This window comes from Glaciimonas immobilis (assembly GCF_011947285.1).
GTDB classification, from domain to species: Bacteria; Pseudomonadota; Gammaproteobacteria; order Burkholderiales; family Burkholderiaceae_D; genus Glaciimonas; species Glaciimonas immobilis.
This window is the reverse complement of the sequence record NZ_JAAOZT010000002.1, coordinates 385,550-411,574: the sequence shown is the minus strand read 5'-3', so window position 1 is coordinate 411,574 and position 26,025 is coordinate 385,550. Positions and strand designations below refer to the sequence as shown.

Annotated in this window: 22 protein-coding genes; 7 read left to right on the top strand and 15 right to left on the bottom strand. The window is 50.3% G+C overall.

The genetic code is table 11. From position 1 onward, the window contains the following. Positions 1-119: 119 nt before the first annotated feature. Both nadC and nadA read right to left on the bottom strand, forming a co-directional pair. A complete protein-coding gene (gene nadC / locus HAV38_RS04110; RefSeq protein ID WP_168052653.1) occupies positions 120-1,028 on the bottom strand; it encodes a carboxylating nicotinate-nucleotide diphosphorylase in 909 nt (302 codons plus the stop codon). Further along, entirely contained in the window at positions 1,025-2,164 is a 1,140-nt protein-coding gene (gene nadA, locus HAV38_RS04105; protein WP_184013367.1) for a quinolinate synthase NadA, read from the bottom strand. The genes nadC and nadA overlap by 4 nt, the downstream gene beginning before the upstream one ends. Positions 2,165-2,339: 175 nt before the next feature. Here nadA and HAV38_RS04100 point away from each other — a divergent pair, with 175 nt between their 5' ends. Then, positions 2,340-2,942, top strand: a complete 603-nt coding sequence (locus tag HAV38_RS04100) for a hypothetical protein (RefSeq protein WP_245182185.1) — start codon at positions 2,340-2,342, stop codon at positions 2,940-2,942. A gap of 239 nt (positions 2,943-3,181) precedes the next feature. On the opposite strand, the gene HAV38_RS04095 is transcribed toward HAV38_RS04100, so the two are convergent. The 10 genes from HAV38_RS04095 to HAV38_RS04050 all read right to left on the bottom strand — a co-directional run bounded on the left by HAV38_RS04095 (position 3,182) and on the right by HAV38_RS04050 (position 14,025). Beyond that, positions 3,182-4,783, bottom strand: coding sequence for an ABC-F family ATPase (locus HAV38_RS04095; RefSeq protein ID WP_168052651.1), 1,602 nt, complete (start codon positions 4,781-4,783; stop codon positions 3,182-3,184). A 142-nt stretch (positions 4,784-4,925) separates the two neighbouring features. After that, positions 4,926-5,951 carry a galactofuranose ABC transporter, permease protein YjfF gene (gene yjfF / locus HAV38_RS04090; RefSeq protein ID WP_168052649.1) on the bottom strand — a complete coding sequence of 342 codons (1,026 nt, stop codon included), beginning with the start codon at positions 5,949-5,951 and terminating at the stop codon, positions 4,926-4,928. After that, positions 5,951-7,087, bottom strand: a complete 1,137-nt coding sequence (locus tag HAV38_RS04085; RefSeq protein ID WP_168052647.1) for an ABC transporter permease — start codon at positions 7,085-7,087, stop codon at positions 5,951-5,953. The genes yjfF and HAV38_RS04085 overlap by 1 nt, the downstream gene beginning before the upstream one ends. Then, entirely contained in the window at positions 7,084-8,685 is a 1,602-nt protein-coding gene (locus tag HAV38_RS04080) for a sugar ABC transporter ATP-binding protein (RefSeq protein ID WP_245182184.1), read from the bottom strand. Before HAV38_RS04080 ends, HAV38_RS04085 begins: the two co-directional genes overlap by 4 nt. Before the next feature lie 206 nt (positions 8,686-8,891). After that, a complete protein-coding gene (locus tag HAV38_RS04075; RefSeq protein WP_168052645.1) occupies positions 8,892-9,860 on the bottom strand; it encodes an ABC transporter substrate-binding protein in 969 nt (322 codons plus the stop codon). Positions 9,861-10,289: 429 nt separating this feature from the next. After that, positions 10,290-11,225 (bottom strand): muramoyltetrapeptide carboxypeptidase, encoded by a 936-nt coding sequence (gene ldcA, locus HAV38_RS04070; protein WP_168053544.1) that lies wholly within the window; start codon positions 11,223-11,225, stop codon positions 10,290-10,292. Between the two features lie 75 nt (positions 11,226-11,300). Then, entirely contained in the window at positions 11,301-11,801 is a 501-nt protein-coding gene (gene tadA, locus HAV38_RS04065; RefSeq protein ID WP_168052643.1) for a tRNA adenosine(34) deaminase TadA, read from the bottom strand. A 134-nt stretch (positions 11,802-11,935) separates the two neighbouring features. After that, on the bottom strand, positions 11,936-12,385 hold the full coding sequence (gene queD, locus HAV38_RS04060; RefSeq protein ID WP_168052641.1) for a 6-carboxytetrahydropterin synthase QueD: 450 nt from the start codon (positions 12,383-12,385) through the stop codon (positions 11,936-11,938). A 104-nt stretch (positions 12,386-12,489) separates the two neighbouring features. Then, entirely contained in the window at positions 12,490-13,125 is a 636-nt protein-coding gene (queE, locus tag HAV38_RS04055; protein ID WP_168052639.1) for a 7-carboxy-7-deazaguanine synthase, read from the bottom strand. A 591-nt stretch (positions 13,126-13,716) separates the two neighbouring features. After that, entirely contained in the window at positions 13,717-14,025 is a 309-nt protein-coding gene (locus tag HAV38_RS04050; protein WP_168052637.1) for an EthD family reductase, read from the bottom strand. A 271-nt stretch (positions 14,026-14,296) separates the two neighbouring features. On the opposite strand from HAV38_RS04050, the gene HAV38_RS04045 reads away from it, so the two are divergent. After that, positions 14,297-14,584 (top strand): hypothetical protein, encoded by a 288-nt coding sequence (locus HAV38_RS04045; protein ID WP_168052635.1) that lies wholly within the window; start codon positions 14,297-14,299, stop codon positions 14,582-14,584. Here the strand turns inward: HAV38_RS04045 and HAV38_RS04040 are convergent. From HAV38_RS04040 to smc, 3 genes are all read right to left on the bottom strand, one after another. Next, positions 14,577-14,732 (bottom strand): hypothetical protein, encoded by a 156-nt coding sequence (locus HAV38_RS04040; RefSeq protein ID WP_168052633.1) that lies wholly within the window; start codon positions 14,730-14,732, stop codon positions 14,577-14,579. The genes HAV38_RS04045 and HAV38_RS04040 overlap by 8 nt on opposite strands. 247 nt (positions 14,733-14,979) lie before the next feature. Then, positions 14,980-16,140, bottom strand: coding sequence for a cell division protein ZipA C-terminal FtsZ-binding domain-containing protein (locus tag HAV38_RS04035; RefSeq protein ID WP_168052631.1), 1,161 nt, complete (start codon positions 16,138-16,140; stop codon positions 14,980-14,982). 742 nt (positions 16,141-16,882) lie between these two features. Further along, positions 16,883-20,404 carry a chromosome segregation protein SMC gene (gene smc, locus HAV38_RS04030; protein WP_168052629.1) on the bottom strand — a complete coding sequence of 1,174 codons (3,522 nt, stop codon included), beginning with the start codon at positions 20,402-20,404 and terminating at the stop codon, positions 16,883-16,885. A gap of 375 nt (positions 20,405-20,779) precedes the next feature. Here smc and dapC point away from each other — a divergent pair, with 375 nt between their 5' ends. The 5 genes from dapC (at position 20,780) to dapE (ending at position 25,981) form a co-directional block, all read left to right on the top strand. After that, positions 20,780-21,988 (top strand): succinyldiaminopimelate transaminase, encoded by a 1,209-nt coding sequence (gene dapC / locus HAV38_RS04025; protein WP_168052627.1) that lies wholly within the window; start codon positions 20,780-20,782, stop codon positions 21,986-21,988. Positions 21,989-22,257: 269 nt separating this feature from the next. Further along, positions 22,258-23,085, top strand: coding sequence for a 2,3,4,5-tetrahydropyridine-2,6-dicarboxylate N-succinyltransferase (gene dapD / locus HAV38_RS04020; RefSeq protein ID WP_168052625.1), 828 nt, complete (start codon positions 22,258-22,260; stop codon positions 23,083-23,085). A gap of 76 nt (positions 23,086-23,161) precedes the next feature. Then, positions 23,162-24,301, top strand: a complete 1,140-nt coding sequence (locus tag HAV38_RS04015) for a PilT/PilU family type 4a pilus ATPase (RefSeq protein WP_168052623.1) — start codon at positions 23,162-23,164, stop codon at positions 24,299-24,301. Positions 24,302-24,482: 181 nt separating this feature from the next. Then, on the top strand, positions 24,483-24,836 hold the full coding sequence (locus HAV38_RS04010) for an ArsC family reductase (RefSeq protein ID WP_168052621.1): 354 nt from the start codon (positions 24,483-24,485) through the stop codon (positions 24,834-24,836). Between the two features lie 2 nt (positions 24,837-24,838). Continuing rightward, complete coding sequence (gene dapE, locus HAV38_RS04005; RefSeq protein WP_168052619.1) at positions 24,839-25,981, top strand: succinyl-diaminopimelate desuccinylase; 1,143 nt, start codon at positions 24,839-24,841, stop codon at positions 25,979-25,981. Positions 25,982-26,025 lie beyond the last annotated feature (44 nt).

The window sequence follows — 26,025 nt, the reverse complement described above, 5'->3', positions numbered from 1 at the left end:
CCAGGATATTTCTCCGCAAGCGTGTTGGTCAAATAAAGGAAATCGAGAAAGCTACCACGCTCGATTCCTTTATTTTATGCAATTCGGCCAGTTATCGGTCTCGGCTTTTAGTTCTGCTTTTAGTCAAGCACACGCAGAGAGTAATCGGCAGCCTGAATGTCCTTGGTCAGACTGCCAATGGAGATCCGATCGACGCCGGTCGCGGCAATCGCCCGCACGGTCTCCATGTTGATGCCGCCAGAGGCTTCCAACAGCGCCCTGCCCGCTGTCAGATTGACCGCTTCACGCATCGCATCCAAACTAAAATTATCGAGCAGGATCGAGACCGCGCCTGCCGTCAGCGCCTCATCCAGTTCTACCAGATCCTCTACCTCAACCTGTATTGTTACACCGGCGTTCAGTCCCTGCGCTGCGCGCATTGCGGCGCTAATGCCGCCAGCTGCTGCGATGTGGTTTTCTTTGATGAGGATGCCGTCATACAGCGCCAGCCGTTGATTGTGCCCGCCACCAACCCGCACCGCGTATTTTTGCGCCAGACGTAAGCCGGGCAATGTCTTGCGGGTGTCGAGAATTTTAGCGTTAGTGTCCGCCACAGCAAGGACGTAACGTCGGGTTGCAGTCGCTACGCCGGATAGCAACTGCAAAAAATTAAGCGCGCCACGCTCAGCGGTCAGCAGACCACGCGCAGGAGCCGTAATCACGCAGACTTCGCTGTCAGCGCGCATCAAGTCGCCCTCTGCATATTGCCATTCGATTTGAATCCGACCGTCAAGGCGTTGCATGACCGCCTCAAACCAGGGTGCGCCGCAGAGCACTGCCTCTTCACGCACGATCACGCGGGCCTTGACCATCGCATCTGCCGGCACCAACATACCGGTAAAGTCGCCGCTGCCCACGTCTTCCGCGATGGCCGCATTGATATTATTTTCAAATGCCATTTGCAGCGCATCATCAAACGGTGCAAAACGATTTTTTAAAGTGCTGACCGTGGCGATGGTGGCGCTATTGCTACGATTAGGGAGACTCATGCGGGACCGATTCCTGAAAATAATGCTTGTTCTTGCGCCAGATCGCTGGACGGACGGGTGTTAGCTTTGCGTTCGGCCGCAAAATCGAGCATGCGGTCGATGCAAATGACGGCCTTGCGGCTGGTTTCGGCTTCAACGTGTATTTCATTACTACCGGACTCGAGAACATCGGCTAAATTCTGTAAGCCGTTCATCGCCATCCACGGGCAGTGCGCACAACTTTTGCAGGTGGCACTGTTACCGGCGGTAGGCGCATCGATAAATCGTTTACCGGGCGCAGCCATCCGCATCTTGTGCAAAATGCCGTTATCAGTCGCGACGATAAACTCTTCCGCATCCAGCATCTGCGCTGCCGCAATCAGTTGCGATGTCGAGCCAACGACGTCGGCCTGGTCCACCACGTCTTGCGGCGACTCCGGGTGTACCAATACCTTGGCACCGGGATGCTGCTTGCGCAGGAGCTCCAGTTCTATCCCTTTAAACTCGTCATGCACCAGACAGGAACCCTGCCACAACAACATATCCGCGCCGGTTTTTTTCTGGATATACCCACCGAGATGCTTATCCGGTGCCCATAGAATTTTTTTTCCTTGCGCGTGCAGATGGGCCACGATGTCCAGACCAATTGACGACGTCACCATCCAGTCCGCCCGCGCTTTTACAGCCGCGCTGGTGTTGGCATAGACCACGACAGTACGATCCGGATGGGCATCGCAAAATGCACTGAATTCATCAGCCGGGCAACCCAGATCCAATGAACATGTAGCGTCAAGATCGGGCATCAGCACTCTCTTGTGCGGGCTGAGAATCTTGGATGTTTCGCCCATAAATTTCACGCCTGCGACAACGAGCGTCTGGGCCGGGTGATCACGCCCAAAACGGGCCATTTCCAATGAGTCGGAAACGCACCCACCGGTTTCTTCGGCCAGATCCTGTAAATCGGCATCTACGTAATAATGGGCCACCAGGACTGCCTGCTTCTCTACCAAGAGGCGTTTGATACGGGCCTTAAGTTCGCTTTTTTCCTGCGGCGAAGGGGTAGCAGGAACACGCGCCCACGCATGCGCGGTGCAACTGCTGCCCTGCGCCATTTGCGGGCGTTCAAATTCGATGGTTTTGATTTGTGTAGATGGCATGACGATAATAAACCTGAATCAAGTGAGAGGCCAAAAGGAGTATCGAAACCAAAAAACGGGTCTCTGACAAACAACGGAAGCCAATTTTACCGCCAACGCGAATACCTTGCTGCAATATAGCTGTGTAGCCATCTTCAAAAAACCACCGTAATATTAATTACCAATAAGGAGTGAGATGACAAATATGACAATTTTTGACAAAACCACACGCGGACGGGCTGAAATCGCGGTACGCGGACATAATCTTACACCACGCTTGCGCACGCTATTATTACTTATCGACGGAAAAACCGAGAGCACCGCGGTCCTAACTAAAGTTGCAGGGCTCGGATTAACCGCGACGCATCTCGATGTATTGTTTGAGACCGGTCTGATTGAGATCCACGCAAGCCGCGCCAATCCGTCTACTGTCAGTGCTACCTCCATCCCGCCAAATACCGTTAATATTGCGCCGCCTTTGCAGCCTATATCCACCGCAGCGCCCGCGCAACCGGTCGAGGAGGTCGGGTCAATCCTGCCACCCGGACAAAGTCAATTTGAGGCTATTTATCGGTTCTACAATGAAACGATCAAAAGCATGATCGGTCTGCGCGGTTACGGTCTGCAGTTGAAAGTCGAACGTGCAGGCTCGATCGATGACTTCAAGGAATTGCGCCAACTCTATCTGGAGGCGATATTCAAGTCCAAAGGCAAAGAAACCACGCGTAGCCTGCGTGATCGGCTCGATAAATTACTTTATCTGGGTCAACCGGGACCAAATTCCATTCATCTGGAATAGGTAACGTCCATTCAAATAAAACAATCGCTGCGTACTATCACTACCGCAATATGCGGCGCAAAAAAAAATCGCACCTGAAGACTCGGTGCGATTTTTTGCTATCTAAATTTGCTGCCTTAAATATCATCAATAAATTTCTCTGGATTCGCCGTCATTCTCGCCGTCATCCTTACTATGATGAATGATTGCTCTGTTAGGAGCAACCATTGCGCTAGTGCATGCCCGACCAAATCGATCAATTACTCAATACCCTGACTACTCAGGTAATCTTCGTAGTTACCACGGAAATCGATGATTTCACTCTCTTTTACTTCCAATATCCGGGTTGCCAATGACGATACAAACTCACGGTCATGCGACACAAAAATCAGCGTGCCGGCATACTTATCGAGCGCAATATTCAACGACTCGATAGACTCCATATCCATATGATTGGTTGGCTCATCCATCAACAGAATATTATGGCGACCTAACATCAGTTTGCCATAAGTCATGCGCCCCTTTTCACCGCCTGACAATACCTTAACAGATTTTTTAACGTCATCGCCACTGAACAGCAAACGCCCTAAAATTGAGCGGACCGCCTGATCGTCGTCGCCTTCTTGCGTCCATGCGCCCATCCAGTCGGTCAGCGTAATATCTGCGGCGAAATTCTCTGTCGGGTCTTGCGGCATGTAGCCCGGATTGGCATTTTCTGCCCACTTCACAAGACCGCTGTCGGCTTCCAAACCACAAATATCCTGACCACCTATGCTACGGAGTAAAGTAGTTTTACCGGCACCATTGGCACCGATAATCGCGATGCGCTCGCCAGCTTCAACCATGATGCCGAAGTTTTTGAACAACGTACGGTCATAAGTTTTGGTAATGCTTTGCACGTCCACCGCCAGACGATGGAGTTTTTTCTCGCCATCAAAACGAATAAAAGGATTGGCGCGACTCGATGGCTTGAGGTCTTCAACCTTGATTTTTTCAATTTGTTTAGCGCGGGATGTCGCCTGACGTGCTTTGGACTTATTGGCCGCGAAACGACGCACAAAATCTTGTAATTCAGCAACTTTATCTTTGGCCTTGGCATTCACCGACAACTGCTGCGCACGCGCCTGCGTTGACGCCAGCATGTAGTCATCGTAATTGCCCGGATACACCTTCAATGTGCCGTAATCCATATCGGCCATGTGAGTGCATACCTGATTTAAAAAGTGGCGATCATGCGAAATGATGATCATGGTTGAGTTGCGCTGATTGAGCACATCTTCCAGCCAGCGAATGGTATTAATATCCAGATTGTTGGTTGGCTCATCCAGCAATAAGATATCCGGATTGGAGAACAGCGCCTGTGCCAGCAAGACACGCAGCTTCCAGCCGGGTGCCACGTTGCTCATAGGGCCTTTATGCTGATCCATGGCAACACCCACGCCAAGCAACAGTTCGCCCGCGCGCGATTCCGCCGTGTAGCCGTCGTACTCTGCAAACTTGGCCTCAAGCTCTGCGGCTTTCATGTAGTCGTCGTCAGTGGCTTCCGGATTGGCATAAATAGCGTCACGCTCAGCCATCGCTGCCCACATCTCAGTGTGGCCCATCATCACAACATCCAGCACGCGCATTTCTTCAAACGCAAACTGATCCTGACGCAATTTACCCAAACGCTCGTTCGGGTCGAGCATCACATTACCAGCAGACGGATCCAGATCACCGCCTAAAATCTTCATAAAAGTCGACTTACCGCAGCCGTTGGCACCGATCAAACCGTAACGGTTACCATCGCCGAACTTGACTGATATGTTTTCAAATAACGGCTTAGCGCCGAACTGCATCGTAATATTTGCTGTGGATAGCACGGAATAAAGCCCTTAAAACAATATGGAATAACCTTATATTTTACCATTTTGCCAGACGGGGTTTAACCTAGACTATCGCGATATGCAGTTTAAAGCCAAATTTCACGCTAAAAATAACATAAAGTAACTTTTCGTCGCATTTTTACACCGTCTTTGGTGCGCTTCCCCGTGCTTTTCCACCAATGGCCAATAAGCGCTGCGCCAGACAAAAGATGAAAAGTAATGCACCGATCACAATTTTGGTCCACCAGGAACTCAGCGTGCCATCAAAAGATATGAGCGTCTGAATCACGCCCAGAATCAACACGCCGGATAGCGTACCCGCTACATAACCGTAACCGCCGCTCAATAACGTGCCGCCAATTACAACCGCTGCAATTGCATCCAGTTCCGCACCTTGCGCATGTAAACCGTAGCCGGACAACATGTACAGCGAAAACAGAATCCCTGCGAGCGACGCACTAAATCCACTAAAAGCGTACACCAATATTTTGGTTCGACCTACCGGCAAACCCATCAAATGGGCAGATTCTTCATTGCCGCCCATGGCATACACCGCCCGACCAAAGCGCGTGTAATGCGCCAGATAAATCGCCAACGCCAGCGTCAGGAGTGCAATCACCACGCTGGGTGAAATAAACGCGCCGAACAAATTGAGACGCGCTTGCGACAGCGTCACATACAGCGAATTATCAATTGTGATCGAATTTATGCTGATCAAATAACACAGCCCACGGGCAAAAAACATGCCGGCTAGCGTAACGATAAACGCTTGCAACTTAAAGAAATGCATCAGCGCACCCATCAATGCACCAAATAAGGCGCCCATCAGCAATACACATAACATTACGACTATTGGGGGCCAGTGCAACGACTGCAATAGATAAGCCGAAATCATCGTGGTCAGCGCCAATACCGAGCCGACCGATAAATCAATCCCGCCAGAAAGGATCACAAAGGTCATGCCGATACCAATTACCAATAGATAAGCGTTATCGATCAGTAAATTAAAAAATACCTGTGCGGAGAAAAATCCTGGGTAAGAAACTGCCCCCAGCACGAACATAATGACAAACAACACGACTGTGATTACGGAGGTGAAATAGGGAGAGTTGAATAATGTGCGCAAGCGTAAAGCACGGGAATTGTTTACTGTGGCGTTGGCCATTATTTACTCGCCATAAAAAAATGTTTAAAACGACGGACCCCGGCACTGGAGAAATGCCACCGAAATTGTGGTGATTGGGACAAGCAGACAATAAATACGACGATCGATTTAACCACCATATTGACTTCAGGCGGCACGCCGATGGAGTAAATAGTGTACGTCAGGGTCTGGATTATCAATGCGCCGATTACGCTGCCGAGCAGGCTGAATTTTCCTCCAGCCAGCGATGTTCCGCCCAGCGTTACCGCCAGAATGGCATCAAGCTCCATGAGCAACCCTGCGTTGTTAGCATCCGCACTTTTAATATTGGCACTGATCATCAACCCCGCCATCCCAGCGCAAGCGCTACAAAACATGTACACAAAAAAGATCAGCGCGGAAGTTTTGATACCTGCCAGACGGGACGCTACCGGATTGATACCGACGGCCTGAATAAATAAGCCCAACGCAGTTTTACGCATGAGTAATAGTAAAATGCCGCCGACCGCCAGTACGATAAACAATGAGAATGGCAGACCGAGCAAATAACCACTGCCGATGAAGAAAAAAGGTTTGTAATAGACCGTGATGATTTGACCGTCGGTGATCAATTGGGCCAGCCCACGCCCTCCTACCATAAGGATTAACGTCGCAATAATGGGTTGCAAACCCAGCGTCGACACCAACAATCCATTCCAGGCCCCGCATAGAATCGCTGCGCCCAGAGCGATAAATAGCGCCAGTATCATTGGCATTTTGCTGACGTATTCGGGCATGCCATTGATCACCGCCATGTCGCCGCCGATCAGACAGGTAGCAACCGCACCAGAGATCGCGACCACCGCCCCAACTGAGATATCAATACCACGCGTGGCGATGACCAGTGTCATGCCTAGCGCTACCAGCATCAGCGGTGCAGCCCGATTAACGATGTCGATCAGGCTGCCATACAAATGCCCGTCTTTCATTTCTAATCGAAAAAATCCCGGAATCATGAATAGATCGATCAATAGCAACGTAACTAATGCTGTACTCGGCCAAAACAGCGGATGCTGCAGCCACAGCGATGGCTTTACCGGACCCTGGACACGAGAATTATCTAATTTATCTGATACCGTCGCTTTTGATGTCGTGTTTACTTGTTGATCGATAGTCATGCGGCGTCTCCTGCGATCACTTGCAACACCGAAGCGTCGTCTAGCTCGCCCCGCAAATATTCACCGCAAGCTTTACGATCGCGCAAAACCACCAGGCGATCACTACAACGGAGCACCTCGTCAATTTCGGATGAGATGAACAGAATCGCCATCCCCTTGCGACACAATGAGACCACATAATCCATGATCTCCTGCTTGGCACGGACGTCAACACCGCGGGTCGGCTCGTCAAGAATCAGCATTTCGGGATCGGTCGCCAGCCAGCGTGCCAGCAATGCCTTTTGCTGATTGCCGCCGGATAGCTTGCTGATCGGCGTGTCTGCACTAGGTGTCTTGATGCCGAGCCATTGAATATAATTATTCGCAATTTCCTGCTGCCGTCTACGCCCGATGACGTGCATCAACCCCGCGCGCGCCTGCAACGCCAGAATGATATTTTCGCGCACGCTCAGCGCCAGAATCGCGCCCTCCTCTTTGCGATTTTCAGAGCAAAATCCAATCCCAGCCGCAATCGCATCGCGAGGAGAATTAAATTTCTGGATCTTGCCTTTAACTGCAATCGTGCCGCTGTCAGCCTTATCTGCCCCGAACAATAATCGCGCCGCTTCGGTCCGCCCCGAGCCTAACAGGCCGCACAAACCCAACACCTCGCCGCTACGGCAAGTGAGGTCTAGTGGAGCCAACGCGCCCTTGCGACCCATTTTGGATGCGGTTAAAAAGACCGGATCATCCTCTTCGACAGCCACCGACCGCGTAACCTCGGCAGTCGGCAATGTCTGTAAATTTTCTTCACGTGCTACGCTGGCGGCCTGCGCCTCTTGGGCACTTACGCCCACCATCTTATTGACCAGATCGAAACGGGTCAGCGCGCCAACCGCGTACTCACCTTCGAGCACGCCATTGCGCAAAACGGTGATGCGATCAGAAATCTCAAATGTCTGGTCGAGAAAATGGGTCACAAATAAAATCGCCATGCCCTGATCGCGCAAACGTCGCAGCACGGTAAACAACATTTGTACTTCGTTTTCATCAAGGCTAGAAGTAGGTTCGTCCAGAATCAGTACTTTCGCGGAGATGCTTAACGCGCGAGAAATCGCGACCATTTGCTGTACTGCAAGCGAATAGCGAGATAATGGGACAGCAACGTCAATCTCCACCTGTAGTTCAGCCAATAATTTTTGCGCATTTCTTTCCATCGTCGACCAGTCGATGAAACCATTCCGGCCATACCGCATAGGATAGCGGCCAATAAATATGTTCTCGGCAACGGACAGGTTAAGGCAAAGATTAACTTCTTGGTAAACGGCGCTTATTCCCAGATTTTGTGCGTCGAGCGTCGAGCGCGGCTGAACTGACTGGCCTTGCAATATTATGCGTCCGCTATCGGGGGCGTACACACCGGTCAATATTTTGATCAATGTGGATTTGCCAGCACCATTTTGGCCCATCAGGGTGTGGACTTCGCCCGGAAAAAGCATCAGTCCAACCTCGGTCAGCGCTTTAACACCGGGGAAAACTTTATTAATACCGCGCAGTTCCAACACTGGCTTGGTACGATCCATATCACCAGAAATCGACGTAGAAAGAGATGGGGTCATCAATGTCACCATTGGCAAAGTAATTTTCCGGGAAGATCACGCTACCGCATGCAAAAACATGCGCTAGCATGCGGCCGCATGTGGTGCGGAGGATGAGAGGTCGAACGCAATGAGGGCAGACGCATATACATACTCGCTCAGTAGCCGAGGTCTCGTCTGTTGAATCCTCATCGGTCGATCTTCACGCAGTTTTTAAGCGCAACCTCCTAATACTTGCGATTAGGAAATTCATTGGCAGCGACTTCTGCCGGGAACACACCTTCAAGCGTTGTGATTCGTTTCGGGACCGCCTTGCCTGCCACGATGTCCTTCGCCACTTGCATCAATTGCGGACCCAACAGTGGGCTACATTCAACCGTGACATTTAACTTGCCGGCCATCATCGCCTCGAAAGCACCTTTGACGCCGTCAACCGAAATCACCAGAATATCCTTACCCGGTTTCAAGCCCGCTTCTTCAATTGCCTGAATCGCACCAATCGCCATGTCGTCATTGTGTGCATACAAGACATTGATTTTTTTACCTTCGGCTTTTAGAAAGGCCTCCATCACCTCCTTGCCTTTTGCCCGGGTGAAATCCCCGGTTTGCGAGCGGATAATTTTCAGACGAGGATTAGTTGCAATTTCTTTCTCAAAACCCGCTTTACGATCAATTGCCGGGGCAGAACCGACCGTCCCTTGCAACTCAACGATATTAATGTCACCTGCAGGCATAGTCTTGGAGCGCTCAAGCAACCAGCGACCGGCACGATGACCTTCCTCAACGAAGTCAGAGCCAATGAACGTAACATACAGGGACTTATCCGTAACGTTGACAGCGCGATCAGTCAAAATGACAGGGATTTTGGCGCTCTTGGCTTCTTTTAGCACGGTATCCCATCCTGATTCAACTACTGGAGAAAACGCAATCACGTCTACTTTTTGGGCGATGTATGAGCGAATCGCCTTAATCTGATTTTCTTGCTTTTGTTGCGCATCGGAGAATTTCAGCGTCACGCCTGCCTTGCTCGCGGCGTCTTTAATCGACGCGGTATTGGCGCTACGCCATTCGCTTTCTGCACCTACCTGAGCAAAACCGATCACCAACGGTTTATCAGCGAGCGCATTTGATGCTGCACTCAGACCGATTGCTAAAAATAATGTGCACTGTAGTATTTTTTTGTTTGCGAACTTCATTTGTCTACTCCTTGGAGGTGGTTTAACACGCTGTTTGCGGTACACGCGGCGGATAGTCTCGTCGATGTATTTGTGAGATTCTTTATTTCCGCAATTTTTTGCCTTGAAACAAGCCGAAGATGACCTCCGAATGCCTCAAACCATCTCGTATCCTAGGGGAAATATTAATAACTATCTAATGAAATTTTTGCGACAAGCGATATGCATTTAGGTATTAACGATTTCAGGGAGCAATAGGTCGCGGACCCTGAATACCAACGCGGGGAAGAGGAAACTCGAGGCGGGAGAAGGCATATCGGGTTAGCAGACCAGCTAAGCCACAGGCATTACGGAAAAAAATGACAGCAAAAAAGAGCCCAGTAGATTAGCGCAGTTAGTTAGCTCAATACATCAGATCAATACATCAGAGCAATACGTCAGCTCAGTACGTCAGCTCAGTACGAGCGTGCCACTGAGATGAAGCTGAAAGCCGTCAAAACCAGACACCAGCTTTGCATGCCCGCCAACCGGCAGGGTCAGCTTGTCGCGAATATGGCCAAATGGCAAGCCAGTCAATATCGGTACCGAAATATGCGAGCGCAGATACGCCAGCATCGCGTCGAAATCATAGCCATTGTCATGCTCCGCCAACTGATATTGCGAAAATTTGCCCATCACGATGGCCCGTTGACGGTCTAAAATTCCGGCGTATTGCAACTGCAGCATCATGCGCTCGATGCGATAGGGATGCTCGCCAATATCCTCGATGAACAATATTCCATCTTCGATTTGCGGAAAATAAGGCGTACCGATCAAATGATTGATCATCGCCAGATTGCCGCCCCACAGCATTCCTTCAACGCTTACCTCTGGGTTGCCGCTTGCCACCACCTCCAGCGTTTGCTCGGGCTGCCGCAAACTTTGCCAAAAATGGGAGATCGTAAATTCGCTCAACGTGGCGTCGCCAAAGTCACTACACAGCATCGGACCGGCAAAACTCGGGAACCCGGTTTGGGCTAGTAATGCAAGCTGAAAAGCCGTGAAATCACTATGGCCGACAAAAATCTTTTTGCTCGCTGTGATACGCTCAAAATCCAGTAACGGCAAGAGCCGCGACATGCCATAACTACCGCGCATCGCCATCACCACCTGCACTTGCGGATTTTCTATAGCGGCGACTATTTGCGCTACGCGTCCCGCATCGGTTCCGCCAAAACGCTGATATTTAGTAGCACCATCATAATAGTTATAGACCACGCAGCCTTGCTGTTGCAGCGCAAGAATGCCGCGCCCCAAAACTTGTTCGTCTAACGGGTAGCCGCCGGGAGCGATCAATGCCACACCAATTTTTTTGGAGAACGCTGTATGTTCCGAAGGTGAAAGCATCGCGGCTGATGATGAGTTTTTTTGATCCACTGGTACGCTTTCTCTGGCCGGGATTAAAGTATAAATTGAGTTAGATCAGCTGGATTTTTGTTTCGCCAGACGACGCTCGGCAAAGAATAGTTTTAGCAATTTGCTACAGTCTTCCGCCAATACGCCACCGGATAAGAGCGTCTGATGGTTGAGCTGTTCTTGCGCAAACAGATTAACTACGGAACCCCCGGCGCCGGTTTTAGGGTCGCTGGCACCGTACACGACTCGCGCCAATCGCGCATGCAACATCGCTCCTGCGCACATTACGCACGGTTCTAGCGTGACATACAGTTCGCAGCCCGGTAACCGATAATTGCCAAGTAATGTTGCCGCAGAACGTAACGCCATAATTTCGGCGTGTGCGGTCGGGTCGTGATTGCCAATTGGCTGATTAAAGCCGGTAGCGACGACAATGCCATCCTTGACAACCACCGCTCCCACCGGCACTTCTCCAAGAGCCCAGGCATTGTGTGCCTGGAGAAGCGCCTGCTGCATGAAGATTGCATCGCGGAGGCTATTATCGACAGGTTGGAGCGGGATATTCATACAGACTTTATACAAAAACGGCAATGAAATAAAAACGACTTCAGCAAATCAATATCCACCTTGCTACGCTAAACACAAATACGCTACAAGACCAACAAAAGCAAGATCGCCTAAAGTACAGCCCTAACAATCGATCAGCGGTCTTCGGAAATCTCCGCCCAACAATTTGGCGTCTCGTGCAATACCAGCTTTTGCAGATGCAAGCCTGTGCCGTAATGATCTTTATAGGCTGCCTTAAGTATGTCGTAGGCAGTACGCGCCAAATTTTCGACGGTCGGAATCCGATCAATTACTACCGTTTTATGGTCCGGCAACGTTGCCAGGAATTCACGCACGGCGGTATCTTTTTCATACACAATGAAGGCATGATCCCATACGTCAACAAGATGCTGCTTGGCTAGTGTTTTAATGTCCGAAAAGTCCATGATCATGCCATTGTCGGAGCTTCCCTCAACTTCGATCACCGCACCGACCAGCGTAATTTCAAGGGTATAGCGATGACCGTGCAAATTGCGACACTGGCTTTTATGATCGGGGATACGATGGCCAGCATCGAATTCAAGTTTGCGGGTGATGGTTAACATAATCGGTTCTCATTAAATACTGGTGGCGCTAAATCGGAATTAATCGTTCAACGGGTGGCAGATCGCGACTTCGCGATAGCTGCGTCGTAAGGCTTTAGAAATAGTTAAGGAATTTGTAGAAGTTTATGCGTCTGCAAGCTCAACTTCCACCTTGGGTTACGCTTGCAAGTCGCAATCGCGCGCTCCAGATTATCGGCTAATAGCGGTCCGTCCATTGCCTGCAAATAGAAATGATCGAAATCAAGCATTTCATATGTCGCCAGCGATTGTCCTAATTGAGGAATAACGAGTTTAAGCTCATTTCCCTTTTTGACTTTAAGTACCGAACCCATTTTGGGACTGACGCAAATCCAGTCAACGCCCGCCGGCACATCGATCGTTCCATTGGTTTCAATCGCAATTTCAAATCCAGCCGCGTGCATGCTGTCGATCAATGCCGTGTCTAATTGCAGCAAAGGCTCGCCGCCAGTGAATACGACAAATTTGCTGGCGGCATAGGTCTCCGGCCATAGCGCATTGATGGTGTTAGCCAGCGCATCCGCGCTTTTAAACTTGCCACCGCCCTCGCCATCCGTGCCGACAAAATCGGTATCGCAGAACTGGCAAACCGCTGTACTCCGGTCCTCTTCACGACCGGTCCATAAATTGCACCCGCTAAAGCGGCAAAATACCGCAGGGCGCCCGGCATGAGTACCTTCGCCTTGCAGGGTGTAGAAAATTTCTTTAATGCTGTAAGTCACGGTGCTTCTCGCTAAATGGCTGGTAATGAATATCGGCGATTGATATCAGAAAGTGATGTGAGCGATCAATGCCGGGGACAACAGTGCAAATGTTGACGTTACCGAATAACATAATGATTAAGATGCGATAAAATTATAAATTCTGATTTAATTGCAGGCGAAGACAAACCACAGCGCACCATTAAAAAAGCGCGAGCCTGCATAAGCCGCGCTTATTAATCTGACAACCAGACGGTAACAGGCTGCATCGGCGGATGCCTATGAGGCTGCAAAAGTGGCGACAGAACTTGCTGACAGACCTACATTGATACCCTCGCCGTACCCACCAAAATTGTGCATCAGTAACGACATTTTATCCTACAACCGATCCCAGACCGCCAATGCCGCGAAAGGATACCGCTTAATAGGTAAATTACTCAAAAATTCATATGTTGCGATATTGGCAATTCACCCCGAAATAAATAGAATTTCGACAAATCAAGCCTCATCACTCGCTAAAAAACAGTAATGTTTGTGCCGCTGATTTCCTTACGCAAAGGGGGATGTCCCCCTGATCAATTGTCCAACCATTGATCAGAGGAAGCAAACAGATTAAAGCATCCTGGTTTCACTCATCAGCAACTCCACGCCGGCACCCGCGAAGTTTGCCAAGTCTCCCGCTGCTGCCTGTCCCAAAGGTGACCCAAGTCCTGCCTGAATAGCGGCAACCGAATCAAACTCTAGTGTTGCAATTAGAAAAACACCTGGTTTACCTGCAACTACGTGTACCTCGCCTTCGGACAGTTCATAGCTACGCAAGCCGGGAATGGCTTTAACTAGTGGCACATGTTTTTCATAATAATGGGTATTAAAAGCATTAACATCCACCGGTTGCTGGTAAGTCACAAAAAGTTTCGCCATATCTCGTCTCCTGATTCTTGGGTTTTTAGTTGAACTAACGCATTTTGTTAGTAAATTACTATATCAATAGGACAGCAAGACTGCAAGTGCCGATCTCCCGCATCGTCGATTGGCCCCAAGAATTTTCTCTGGTGGGAGTAGCCCGGTTATCCATGTCGGGGCTGAAACAAATCGTACCAGGACGTATTGACGTTTGAAGTATCAATCAAATTTCTTATCAGGTATTGCGGAATTAGTGGGATTGGTTAGTCACCGAGACGGTTAATGCTCAGTGGATGCTAATCGGGTGTGGCCTCAGTTATTGCCTGCACCTTTTTTGGTGGGTCGCTACGGTGTCGGTCATCAAGTCGCCCATGGAGCGCATCAGTTGGGCCTCGACCGTCAGGTGCCGGATAATTTTACCTGTGGCGGAAACGGTCCTGCCACCGACCCTACATTCGGTATTAAACGCGGCAATGGGCAGGACCTCATCAATCGCTTCCAGTCCGCGGGATATAAATTCTTGCGCGTTGTCTGCATGATTGGCGATAGCTCCGGCTTTCAGTGCCTGATCAGGTGATTAACGTATGGGAGGAAACGGCGTCAGCAATAGCTTTGTGCAGAAACCCAATCTCATACGGTGCGCGGTCAATGCTGCGAAAATGGGGATTAGCTTTTGGTACTTTTGGTATAACCGGCCCATGCTGTGGCGTGGTGGACTTGGTCATACTGCACTGCCGATCAATGCCGAAAAGTCGATGGAAACATCGATAGATAGCGGAGATTTTGAGGAAGCACAAATTTTATTTACAAAACGGGGTAGTAGTCGGTAGGGGGCGAAACCCGAAAGACCATTTTCCAAGTCGGTTGACACAGCAGTTATATGGAGCGAGTACAAACCCAGAACGAAAAAAAGAGCTACAAGCCGAAGCGTGTAACTCTTAATGGGAGGTTACGAGTCTCTGAGCAAAGGTTCTAACTAAACAGGCGCAAAGCGCGTAGTGAGCCAGCCTGTATTTCGGCATTTTCCATGTCGAGATAGAATGCATCGACTTGTCCTGCGATCTCGGTCAAATGGGCGTCTGCTAGCGGCTGATTACTATCATCAACGACCACACCGCCTAAACGCGATGCGAGCGAACGGGCACATGCAACCATCGCACCGTATCCGTCACGCGATTGCGCCACGCGAGGGACATCCAGCAGTAAGGTCAGACGCGCTGTGGTTTCGCTTGTAGCACTCGCGTTAATCGATAGCGAGAACAGGACGCCGCCGTCACCATCCGACATAATCAGACGCCCCTCTGGAAGGGCGTCAAATCCTTGTCGCGTCAACGCCGACATGAGCGTGCTGACTGCCCATGGCGCGCCTTTCGATTGAATGTTTACGCCAAGTTGCGCGTCATGCTCCACCACAAATTGATGCAGCGCGCGTGCACCTTGCATTACTTCTGTCATATCCGGAAAATCCGGCTCCGCGCCCACATCGTCGCAAATCTGACGCAGGCCAATGACCAGTTCAGAATATTCAATTTCATTCAATGGGTTGCTACGATTGGCCATTTGCACACCGGCCATCAAAGACTTATAAATACCGCCGTGCGCAATCGGCTCAAATCCGCCGTGTGCATCTTCACCGATAAAGTTGACGGGCTTATTGCCGACGTAACGCAAATTTTGTAAAGTGGGCAAAATTTTATCACCGCGAACTGACGCTTCCAACGCTAACGGAATCACGCAATCAATCAGCCCATCGACCGGCAACTCGGGTTGTGGCGGCATGGGCGCCGTTATTGGTGCCTGTTCCGGAGTAACTAGAGGTACCGCCGACTCTGCGCCTTGCGGTTCAATCGCATGTTGCTCGTCTGACAATGCCGTATTGTCCTGCGTAACCTCGGACGCCGTTACACTGTCGGACGGTGTTTCTGGTTCGAATAATACCGGCTCATGACGTTCTGGCCGCTCCACCCCCTCGGTCGAGGGCGTCTGCGGGGTCATCAAAACATCTTCATGCGAGGTGGAAAAAGCCCGCTCGACGCTCTTTTTGGCTTTGTGTTCTTGCCATTTATTATAGGAGACTACGCCAACGATGATGGCGCCGCCGACAACGAACAAACTAGTTTGCAGATCGGTCATGCTAATAAGGCCTTAAAGCGATCATACCGGCACACAATTGGGTGCTCGGGTACACGCAAAAAATAGTGAAATGGAGAGTAAATCATCGTACTACGCGCTACCGGAGCCGAAAGCCAAACCGGCAAGTCAGCGACAATATCAATGACTGCATAGTCATCAAAAAAACAAAAACTTAGCGTACTTTAGTCGCGCTACCTGCAACGAAAAACCAAAATTACCGTATATACACCGCGCCTTATACCGGCATGCTGCATCAGGCCACGCAAGCCACCGAAAATAACGTTACAACGTGCTTCACCGTAACATCCCGATTCGGGTTTATAGCTACGGCCTCAAGCAACGCCTCCGACGCCAAGGTAATGCCATTGGTGATCGCAATCAGATACTGCAACCCGTCATTATCGATAATTGTAAGAAAAATACCTACTGTTATCGGATAATTTCCTTAATTTCGCGTTACAGCCCTTTACCCTCACCTTAAAAAATAAATCAGTATCGCGCCCTCGGCCAATCCTGAACGGATGGAGCGGCGGTCACAAGTTGGACATAATGCAACTTCTTAATCATTTATTCAGACCCGCGAACCCCCTCAACGTTCCCGATAGTTATCAAGTACATTAGATTCAGCACTTTTGCTGGACGGGTAGATGTCCATAAATTTGACCGGTCCGAAAGTAGTAGTACGTGACAATATTTGACAACTTGATATTATCTTCCTCACTGCATAAACATTCCGAACCCCTTATGCAGCGGTCGCAAAGCCGCGCGCCGACTCCATATCAACTGCCACAATCCGCGATACGCCCTGCTCTTGCATCGTCACGCCAATCAGTTGGTTCGCCATTTCCATCGCAATCTTGTTATGGGAAATGAATAGAAACTGGGTATGCTCCGACATGCGTTTAACCATATTGCAAAAACGTTCGGTATTGGCATCATCTAAAGGCGCATCAACCTCATCCAGCAAACAAAATGGTGCAGGGTTCAACTGGAACATCGAGAACACCAACGCGGTCGCTGTCAACGCTTTTTCTCCACCGGAAAGCAAATGAATGGTGGCGTTTTTCTTGCCCGGCGGCTGAGCCATGACTTGTACGCCCGAATCAAGAATCTCGTCGCCGGTCATGATCAATTTAGCTTGACCACCGCCAAACAATATCGGGAACAACTCTGCGAAGTGGCCATTCACCCGATCAAACGTATCCTGCAATAGCTCACGTGTTTCAATGTCTATCTTATGTATCGCGTCTTGTAGCGTGTTGATCGCTTCGGTCAAATCGGCATTTTGCGCATCAAGGAAATTCTTGCGCTCGGAAGCTTGCGCCAATTCATCCAACGCTGCCAGATTGACTGCACCCAGACCCGCGATTGCATTGGTCAGCCGGGTAACTTCTCCCTGCAAATAAGAGGGCCGCATATCGTCGTGCAATTTTTCCGTCAACGCGACTTCGTCGGCGCCAAACTCAACCAGTTGCTGCGCGTATTGTTCCTGACTCAGACGTGCAGCCTGTTCTTTTAACTGCACTTCCATGATGCGGTCGCGCTGCGGTTGCAAACTGCGCTCAGCCTGCGTGCGGGTATCCTCGTGCTGCCGCAAGTTTTGCGATACCTGATCCAGTTCATGGCGTGCATCTGCCAATGCCCGCTCTTGATCGGTGCGTTTGTCGAGCAAATCCTGCAGCCCGGTTTGTGCGGCCTGATCGTCCAGACTCTCTAGCTCCAGATGCCCTTGCTGCATGTTGGCAAATAACTGTGCCGCCTGCTCCAGCGCGGTGGAGATGCTGCGCTTGAGTTCTTCGATCTTGTTCCGATGCGATTTTTCCGCGTATTCGGTTTCTTGCGCATTACGCTCCAGCTCACGCAAGCGTTGGCGCGCATCGTTAAGTTGCTGTTCTTTATTGAGATAGTCGGTTTGACCGTCTTCGTGTCTTTCCTGGAGTTCGCCTAACTCTGCATCAAGTTGCTCAAACTTGGCTTCCGACTCCATCTTCACTTGTTGCTGCTCGTTTTCTTGCGCCGCGATTTCCGCCAGATCGCCCGCGATTTGCGCGCTACGCTGATTAAAGCGTTCTTGCAATTCGGAAAGCTTCATCACGTCTATCTGCAAGCCATGCACCGCTTGCGTCAGGCCGTTATGGCGCTGCCGTAGCTCTTGCAAGCGCTGGGTTGCCTGGGTTAACGCCGCCTCCGCACGTACGGAGCGTGAACGCGCCTCATCGGCCAGCATTTGCTGGGCACGCAACTGCTTGGTGATATTTTCGATCTCCTGCTGGCGCGCCAGCATGCCGTCTTGCTCCGAGTCAGAGGCATAAAAACGAACGCTAGTCTTGCTGATGACATGTCCTTGGCGCGTCACAAAACAAGCGCCCACCGGAAGCTTGTTCCGATCCGCAAATGCCGTTACGGTATCGTCGGCGACAAATACATTGTGCAACCAGTCCTGCATTAAGGCGCGCAAACCCGGATCATTGAGTTGCATTAAATTGAGAAATGGCTTGAACCCGGCTGGAGCAGGACTACTGCTCTCTGCAGCGATGCCGTTCGGCGTAAACAACGCCAGTTTTCCCGGTGGCGCATCATTAAAGAAACCTTTGGCCCAATCGAGATTGGACATCTCCAGCGCCGATGTACGCTCGCGTAATACCGACTCCAGCGCGGTTTCCCAGCCTTGATCAATGTGCAACTTTTGCCACAGACGCGGCAATTCTGCCAGTTCGTGTTTTTGCAACCACGGCTGTACTTTGCCCTGACTCTGCACGCTTTCCTGCAACTGCTTGAGCGCACTTAAGCGCGCCTCGAGCTGGGCGTTGTTTGTGGTTTCAGTATTGACCTGTTGCTGCGCAGTGCGCCGTTCCTCTTCCAGACGCGGTTGTTGCTCCTGGGATTCTTCCAGCTGCATGCCAGCTTCTTCCAGCCCGGCCTGCTTTTCTTCAAGCTGCATCTTGAGATTAGTCAAATGCGTGGTGTCTGGCAGATTTAAGCCATTTTTTTCTTGAGAGAGGCGCTCGCGACGTCCTGCCAAGCCATTCAGAATATTGGAGGCATTACGCTGATGTGCCGATTCCAGCTCTATCTGCTGCTGGAACTGCATTATTCCAGCGCGGGATTCGGTGGTTTTCAATTGCGCTTCACGCCAGGATTGCTCAAGCGCGGGCACGTGATCGCCGTGTTGCTGCGCCGCAATCTGAGACTGTTCCACCCGAGCGCCCAACTCTTCAAGATGGATCTCGGCTTCTGATAAATCATCCTGATGCTGGGTACTTTGGCGCTGCCACTGATCGCGTTGCGCAGTCAATGAGTTCAACTGCGATTGCAGTCGATTGCGCGACTCGATAACAAACTTGATTTGCGCTTCCAGACTACCAATTTCAGAGTTGGTCTGATACAGATGGCCCTGCGCCTGATGCATCCGGTCGCCAGCGGCATAATGCGACTGCCGCATGTGCTCAAGCTCTAATTCAACATGGCGCAGTTTGGCGGTTTGCTCTTCCAGATCGGTCTGTGCTTTTTCAATCTCGCGGAAGAATTTTTCCTGCTCGGCCTTGGCTTCGTTTTTGCGCAATAACCATAATAATTTTTGTTTTTCTTCCTGATCGCCTTGCAATGCATGGAACTTGTGCGCCACTGCGGCCTGCGCTTCCAGCTTTTCCAGATTGGCATTCAACTCGCGCAGAATATCTTCCACACGTAATAGATTGTCACGTGTGTCGTTCAGCCGATTTTCGGTTTCACGACGACGTTCTTTATACTTAGAGACCCCCGCCGCCTCTTCCAGAAAAATACGCAACTCTTCAGGGCGCGCTTCAATAATGCGCGAAATCATCCCTTGGCCGATGATCGCGTAAGCGCGGGGTCCCAAACCGGTGCCCATGAAAATATCTTGAATATCGCGGCGACGTACCGATTGATTGTTGATGTAATAGGTGGAGGTGCCGTCCCGTGTGAGTGTGCGCTTGACCGCAATTTCGGCGTATTGCCCCCATTGACCGCTAGCTTTACCCATCCCGTTATCAAAAACTAATTCTACCGATGAGCGACCAGCGGGCTTGCGATGGGAGGAACCATTGAAAATAACATCCTGCATAGACTCGCCGCGTAACTCAGAGGCCTTGGACTCGCCTAATACCCAGCGCACGGCATCGATAATGTTCGATTTTCCGCAACCATTAGGCCCTACCACCCCAACCAGCTGGCCAGGGACCTGAAAATTGGTGGGATCAACAAAAGATTTGAATCCGGCTAATTTAATGGATGTTAAACGCACGTTATCGACTATTCTTATCAACGTCGGCGAGTATAATTCCGCCGAACTCAAAATGCATGAAGCGAGAAAAACCCCTCGCAAGAGATTGGCATCATATCATTCAGCTAGTCCGCTGTTGAGACGGAGAGTCAAACATATCAATAAAGTATGTTTGACAGCAGACAACAATAAAAAACAATGTTGACGGCCAACGGTTTATTACTATCAATTAAACAATAAAATTTGAAGTTTTTACCGTATATTCCCAGTTAAGGGACACCCGGTAACGCACTCCTGCGCCAAACATACTAAAAAGTGCTCGTACAGCACTTATGTATATAATGCCAAAATACGCGTTTAGCCTTTCGATTCTTTTATTTTGTTAATTAAAACCCCGTGAACCCACTTTTAGACCAGCTGCAACCCTATCCGTTTGAAAAACTGCGGATGCTCTTCTCCGACGTAACTCCGAATGCGGCGTATAAACCCATTAGTCTTGGTATCGGCGAGCCTAAGCATCCTACGCCTGCGTTTATCAAACAAGCATTAGCAGACAACCTGGACGGTCTTGCAAGTTATCCCAGCACCGCCGGGAGTGAAGCGCTGCGAAAGGCGATAGCAGGCTGGCTGGAGAGGCGGTACAGCTTACCGGCATTGGACGCAACTACCCAGATACTGCCCGTCAGTGGCTCGCGGGAAGCGCTATTTGCGCTCGCACAAACCGTGGTCGACCCGTCGGATCGCTCCGCACTGGTGATGTGCCCTAATCCGTTTTATCAAATTTATGAAGGCGCGGCGTATTTATCCGGAGCACAGCCATATTTTGTCAATTCGGACCCAGATCGCAATTTTGCGCCGGATTACGGCAGCGTTCCTGAAGATGTATGGGCGCGCGTGAAGTTGCTGTATTTATGCTCGCCGGGCAATCCTACGGGGGCGGTACTGACACTCGATGACTGGAAAGAGTTATTTGCGTTATCGGACCGCTACGGTTTTGTGATTGCCGCCGACGAGTGCTACTCGGAGATTTATTTTAAACCTGAAGCGCCTCTGGGCAGCCTGGAAGCGGCTTATCGTCTTGGTCGCCATGACTTCCCGCGCCTGATCACGTTTTCCAGCTTGTCCAAGCGCTCTAACGTTCCAGGTATGCGCTCAGGCTTTGTCGCCGGGGACGCCGCCGTCCTGAAGAAATTCCTGCTATATCGCACCTACCACGGCGCTGCAATGAGCCCGTCCGTACAGTCGGCGTCCATCGCCGCCTGGAGCGATGAAACGCACGTAGCAGAAAATCGCGCCAAGTACATTACTAAATTTCAGCAAGTTACGCCAGTACTTCAAGAGGTTTTGGACGTAGCGCTACCCGACGCCGGGTTTTATTTATGGGCAAAAGTCGATAAATACACCACGCTTTCGGATGTAGACTTCGCCAAGCGACTATATGCAGAATATAATGTCACGGTCTTACCGGGAAGCTATCTTGCACGCGATGCACATGGCACCAACCCGGGACAGCAACGTATCCGGATGGCACTGGTGGCCGAAGTAACTGAGTGCCTGGAAGCCGCACAGCGAATTGTTCGGTTCGTGCGCGGATTAAAAAATTAAAAACACAATTAAGCTGCAATCAGGAACCGCTACAGAACGCTCCCCAATACCGGTTGGACCCCAAGATAAGTGCCTCTGGCTTCATCGATAAGGGTCTGAGCCAAACACGAAATTTTCACACAAAGGTGTGTAATAAATAGGACTTACGCAAAATCGTCCCGGCACGGTCTTACCTTGCTAGCGAAGACAATACGCTAGAGAGGTAGGCAACATAACGTCGCTGGGGCGATTTGATAACGCAGGACTCTAACTTTTAAGCGATACATATCATGACTCAATCATTAGAACAATTTATCGACCAGGCTTGGGAACAACGTACTGAGTTTTTACCAAAAACAGCGCCCAAGGACTTGCGTGAAGCAGTCGCCAAGGTCATCGCTGAACTGAATCAAGGCACATTGCGCGTCGCCCAAAAAGTAGAAGGTAACTGGGTCGTCAACCAGTGGATCAAAAAGGCAGTCCTGCTGTCGTTCCGCCTGGAAGACAACATGCCGATGCCAGCCGGCGAGAACATGCAGTTCTACGACAAAGTTCCTACCAAATTCGCCAATTACACCGCGGACGATTTCGCTAAAGGCGGCTTTCGCGTGGTCCCGCCAGCAGTGGCCCGTCACGGTAGTTTCATTGGCAAAAACGTAGTATTGATGCCATCTTTTGTTAACATCGGCGCGTATGTCGATGAAGGCACGATGGTCGATGCATGGGCGACAGTCGGTTCATGCGCCCAAATCGGTAAGAACGTTCACTTGTCCGGCGGAGTTGGCATTGGTGGCGTATTGGAGCCGATGCAAGCCAACCCGACTATTATTGAAGACAATTGCTTCATCGGTGCGCGCTCAGAAATCGTTGAAGGCGTCGTGGTCGAAGAAAACTCAGTAATCTCAATGGGCGTGTATATCGGCCAGTCGACCAAAATCTACGACCGCGCTACCGGCGAAGTCACTTATGGTCGTATTCCATCGGGCTCGGTTGTCGTATCAGGCAATCTACCATCCGCCGATGGAAAATACAGCCTGTACTGCGCAGTAATTGTCAAGCGCGTAGACGCAAAAACCCGCGCAAAAACAGCTATCAACGAACTGCTCCGCGACGCTTAAAAAAATCGACGGAATCAACTTTACGTTGGTTCCGTCGCTAAATCTGTTGGTCGTATTTCCCCCTTAAGGAATTGTCATGGCAATGGATCGCTTGTTTCGCCTGATGCAGGAAAAAGAAGCGTCGGACATGTTCCTGACCATCAACTCTGTAATCCATTTAAAAATTAAAGGCCAACTGCTGCCGATCAATCAGCAAAAAATGGATAAGGCGACCATTCTTTTATTGTTAAACGAAGTCGTTCCCATCGCGCGCATGCAAGAACTCGAACGTGACAGCGAACTCAATATGGGCTTGCCTGTTACCGGCGTCGGTAGTTTTCGGTTATCGGTATTCAAACAACGCGGCAATATTTCAGCGGTTATTCGTTATATCCCGTTCGACATTCCGGCGTTTAATACGCTTGGCCTGCCACCGATCCTCACAGAGTTGATTAACCGCAAACGCGGCTTATTACTGGTTGTTGGCGCTTGCGGTTCCGGCAAATCGACCACCATTGCGTCGCTGCTGGATTATCGCAACAAAACGCAGGCCGGACATATTCTGACACTGGAAGATCCGATTGAATTTTTATTCAAAAACGAACGCTCAATCATCAATCAGCGCGAGTTAGGGATTGATACCGACAATCTTGGCGTAGCGTTAAAAAATGCGTTGCGACAGGCACCCGATTGCATTTTGATCGGCGAGATTCGCGATAAAGAAACCATGTCTGCCGCCCTTGCCTACGCCCAATCCGGCCATCTGGTCGTATCAACGTTACATGCGAACAATAGTTACCGTGCCTTAAATCGCGTGATCAGCTTTTTCCCCCCAGAGAGTCGCACTACGCTACTGGAAGATTTGTCGTCAACACTTACCGCCATCGTCTCACAAAGGCTAGTCAATACCATCGACGACAAACGTGCGCCCGCGGTCGAAATCATGCTCAATACACGGCATATCTCAGAGCTAATGGAAGAGGGGAAAATCAGCCTCATCAAAGATGCGATGGAAAGGAGCATGGCACCAGGTTCGCAGACATTTGAGCAAGCGCTCATGCAGTTGATCGAAGAAGGTATCATTAGCGAAGACGAAGCGCTTTCTCAAGCCGATTCCCCCACCAATTTATATTGGCTGATCAGTAATAGTGCGCCTGTGGTTAACCGAGCCAGTGCTGCACCAGTGCCGGAAAAAAGCCAAAGTGCTACTTACACGGAGTTCACGCTTGACCTATAAATGCAGTTACAACCGGTAGCAACCGGTTTAACTCATTCGAATTGGCGCTGTAGCGCTGTAACGACAACGCTCTGGGTTTTCTTTTTCGAATCTATAGGTGTAAGCTGATCGACAAGTCACCATGCCGGCAGTTAAATCATTAATTTAAACGACTCATCCCATACAAAGAATCTGATCAAGCATGGCAATAACTTTATACGGCATTCCAAATTGCGATACAGTCAAAAAAGCACGTACCTGGCTTGAAGATCAAGAGATCGCTTATACGTTTCATAATTTCAAAAAAGACGGCGTTAGCCCGGAACTGATCAATATCTGGCTTGCAGATATTGCCTGGGATGTACTGGTCAACCGCAAAGGTACAATCTGGCGTACGCTATCGGATCATCGCCGTGCAAGCGTCACCGACGGCAGCAGCGCAACACCATTGATGATCGAGTTCCCTTCCGTGATCAAGCGACCCGTCTTATTCACTGGTAAGAACACCTATGTCGGTTTTTCCGACGCGCTTTATCAACAGATTTTTAATCAATAATTATGTCAAATAACGTCGTCAGCAAAACCCTCGCGCTCGCAGAAGAATTGATATCCCTGTCGTCCGTGACGCCTCAGGACAAAGGATGCCAGGATCGTTTGATCGAACTGTTATCTCCGCTCGGCTTTATTTGCGAGACCATCCAGTCCGGTGATGTCACCAATCTATGGGCGCGCAAAGGCACAACGCAACCGTTACTGGTATTTGCCGGTCACACCGACGTGGTACCGACCGGGCCACGTGATCAATGGCAATCGGATCCTTTTTTGCCTAGCCATCGCGACGGCAAATTATATGGACGCGGTGCGGCCGACATGAAAACCTCCATTGCTGCGATGGTAGTGGCGGTTGAAGAATTTACCCTGGCAAATCCCAACCATTCCGGCTCGATCGGATTTTTGATTACCAGCGACGAAGAAGGTCCAGCCACGGACGGCACGGTGATCGTTTGCGAGAAGCTAAAAGCGCGCGGCGAGCAGCTGGATTATTGTATCGTCGGCGAGCCGACCTCCAGTGGTGAACTGGGCGACATGATCAAAAATGGCCGACGCGGAACCATGTCCGGAAAACTCATCGTTAAAGGCGTGCAAGGCCACATCGCCTATCCGCATCTGGCAAAAAACCCTTTGCATCTGGCGGTACCTGCGCTGACCGAACTGGTCGCCGAGAAATGGGACGAAGCTAATGATTATTATTTGCCAACGTCATGGCAGATGTCCAATATGCACGGGGGAGCCGGTGCTTCCAACGTGATACCGGGCGAGGTCATCATCGACTTTAATTTTCGGTTCTCGACTGCCAGCACGGTAGAAAGCCTGCAGCAACGCGTCCATGCGATTCTCGATAAACATGCCCTCGATTACACACTTGCATGGACCATCGGCGGTCGCCCATTTTTGACGCCGCGTGGCACACTAAGCGCCGCATTAGCATCGGCCATCAAGGCAGAAACTGGCATAGAAACCGAATTATCGACGACCGGTGGCACGTCGGACGGGCGCTTTATTGCGCAAATCTGCCCGCAAGTCATTGAATTCGGGCCACCAAATGGCAGTATTCATAAAATCGATGAGCACATTGAAGTGCGGTTCATCGATCCGCTAAAGAACATTTATCGCAAGACCCTAGAACATTTATTACCCTGATCAGCGAGTAGGAATCACAGTCCGGACAATACAGACTTCCCTGT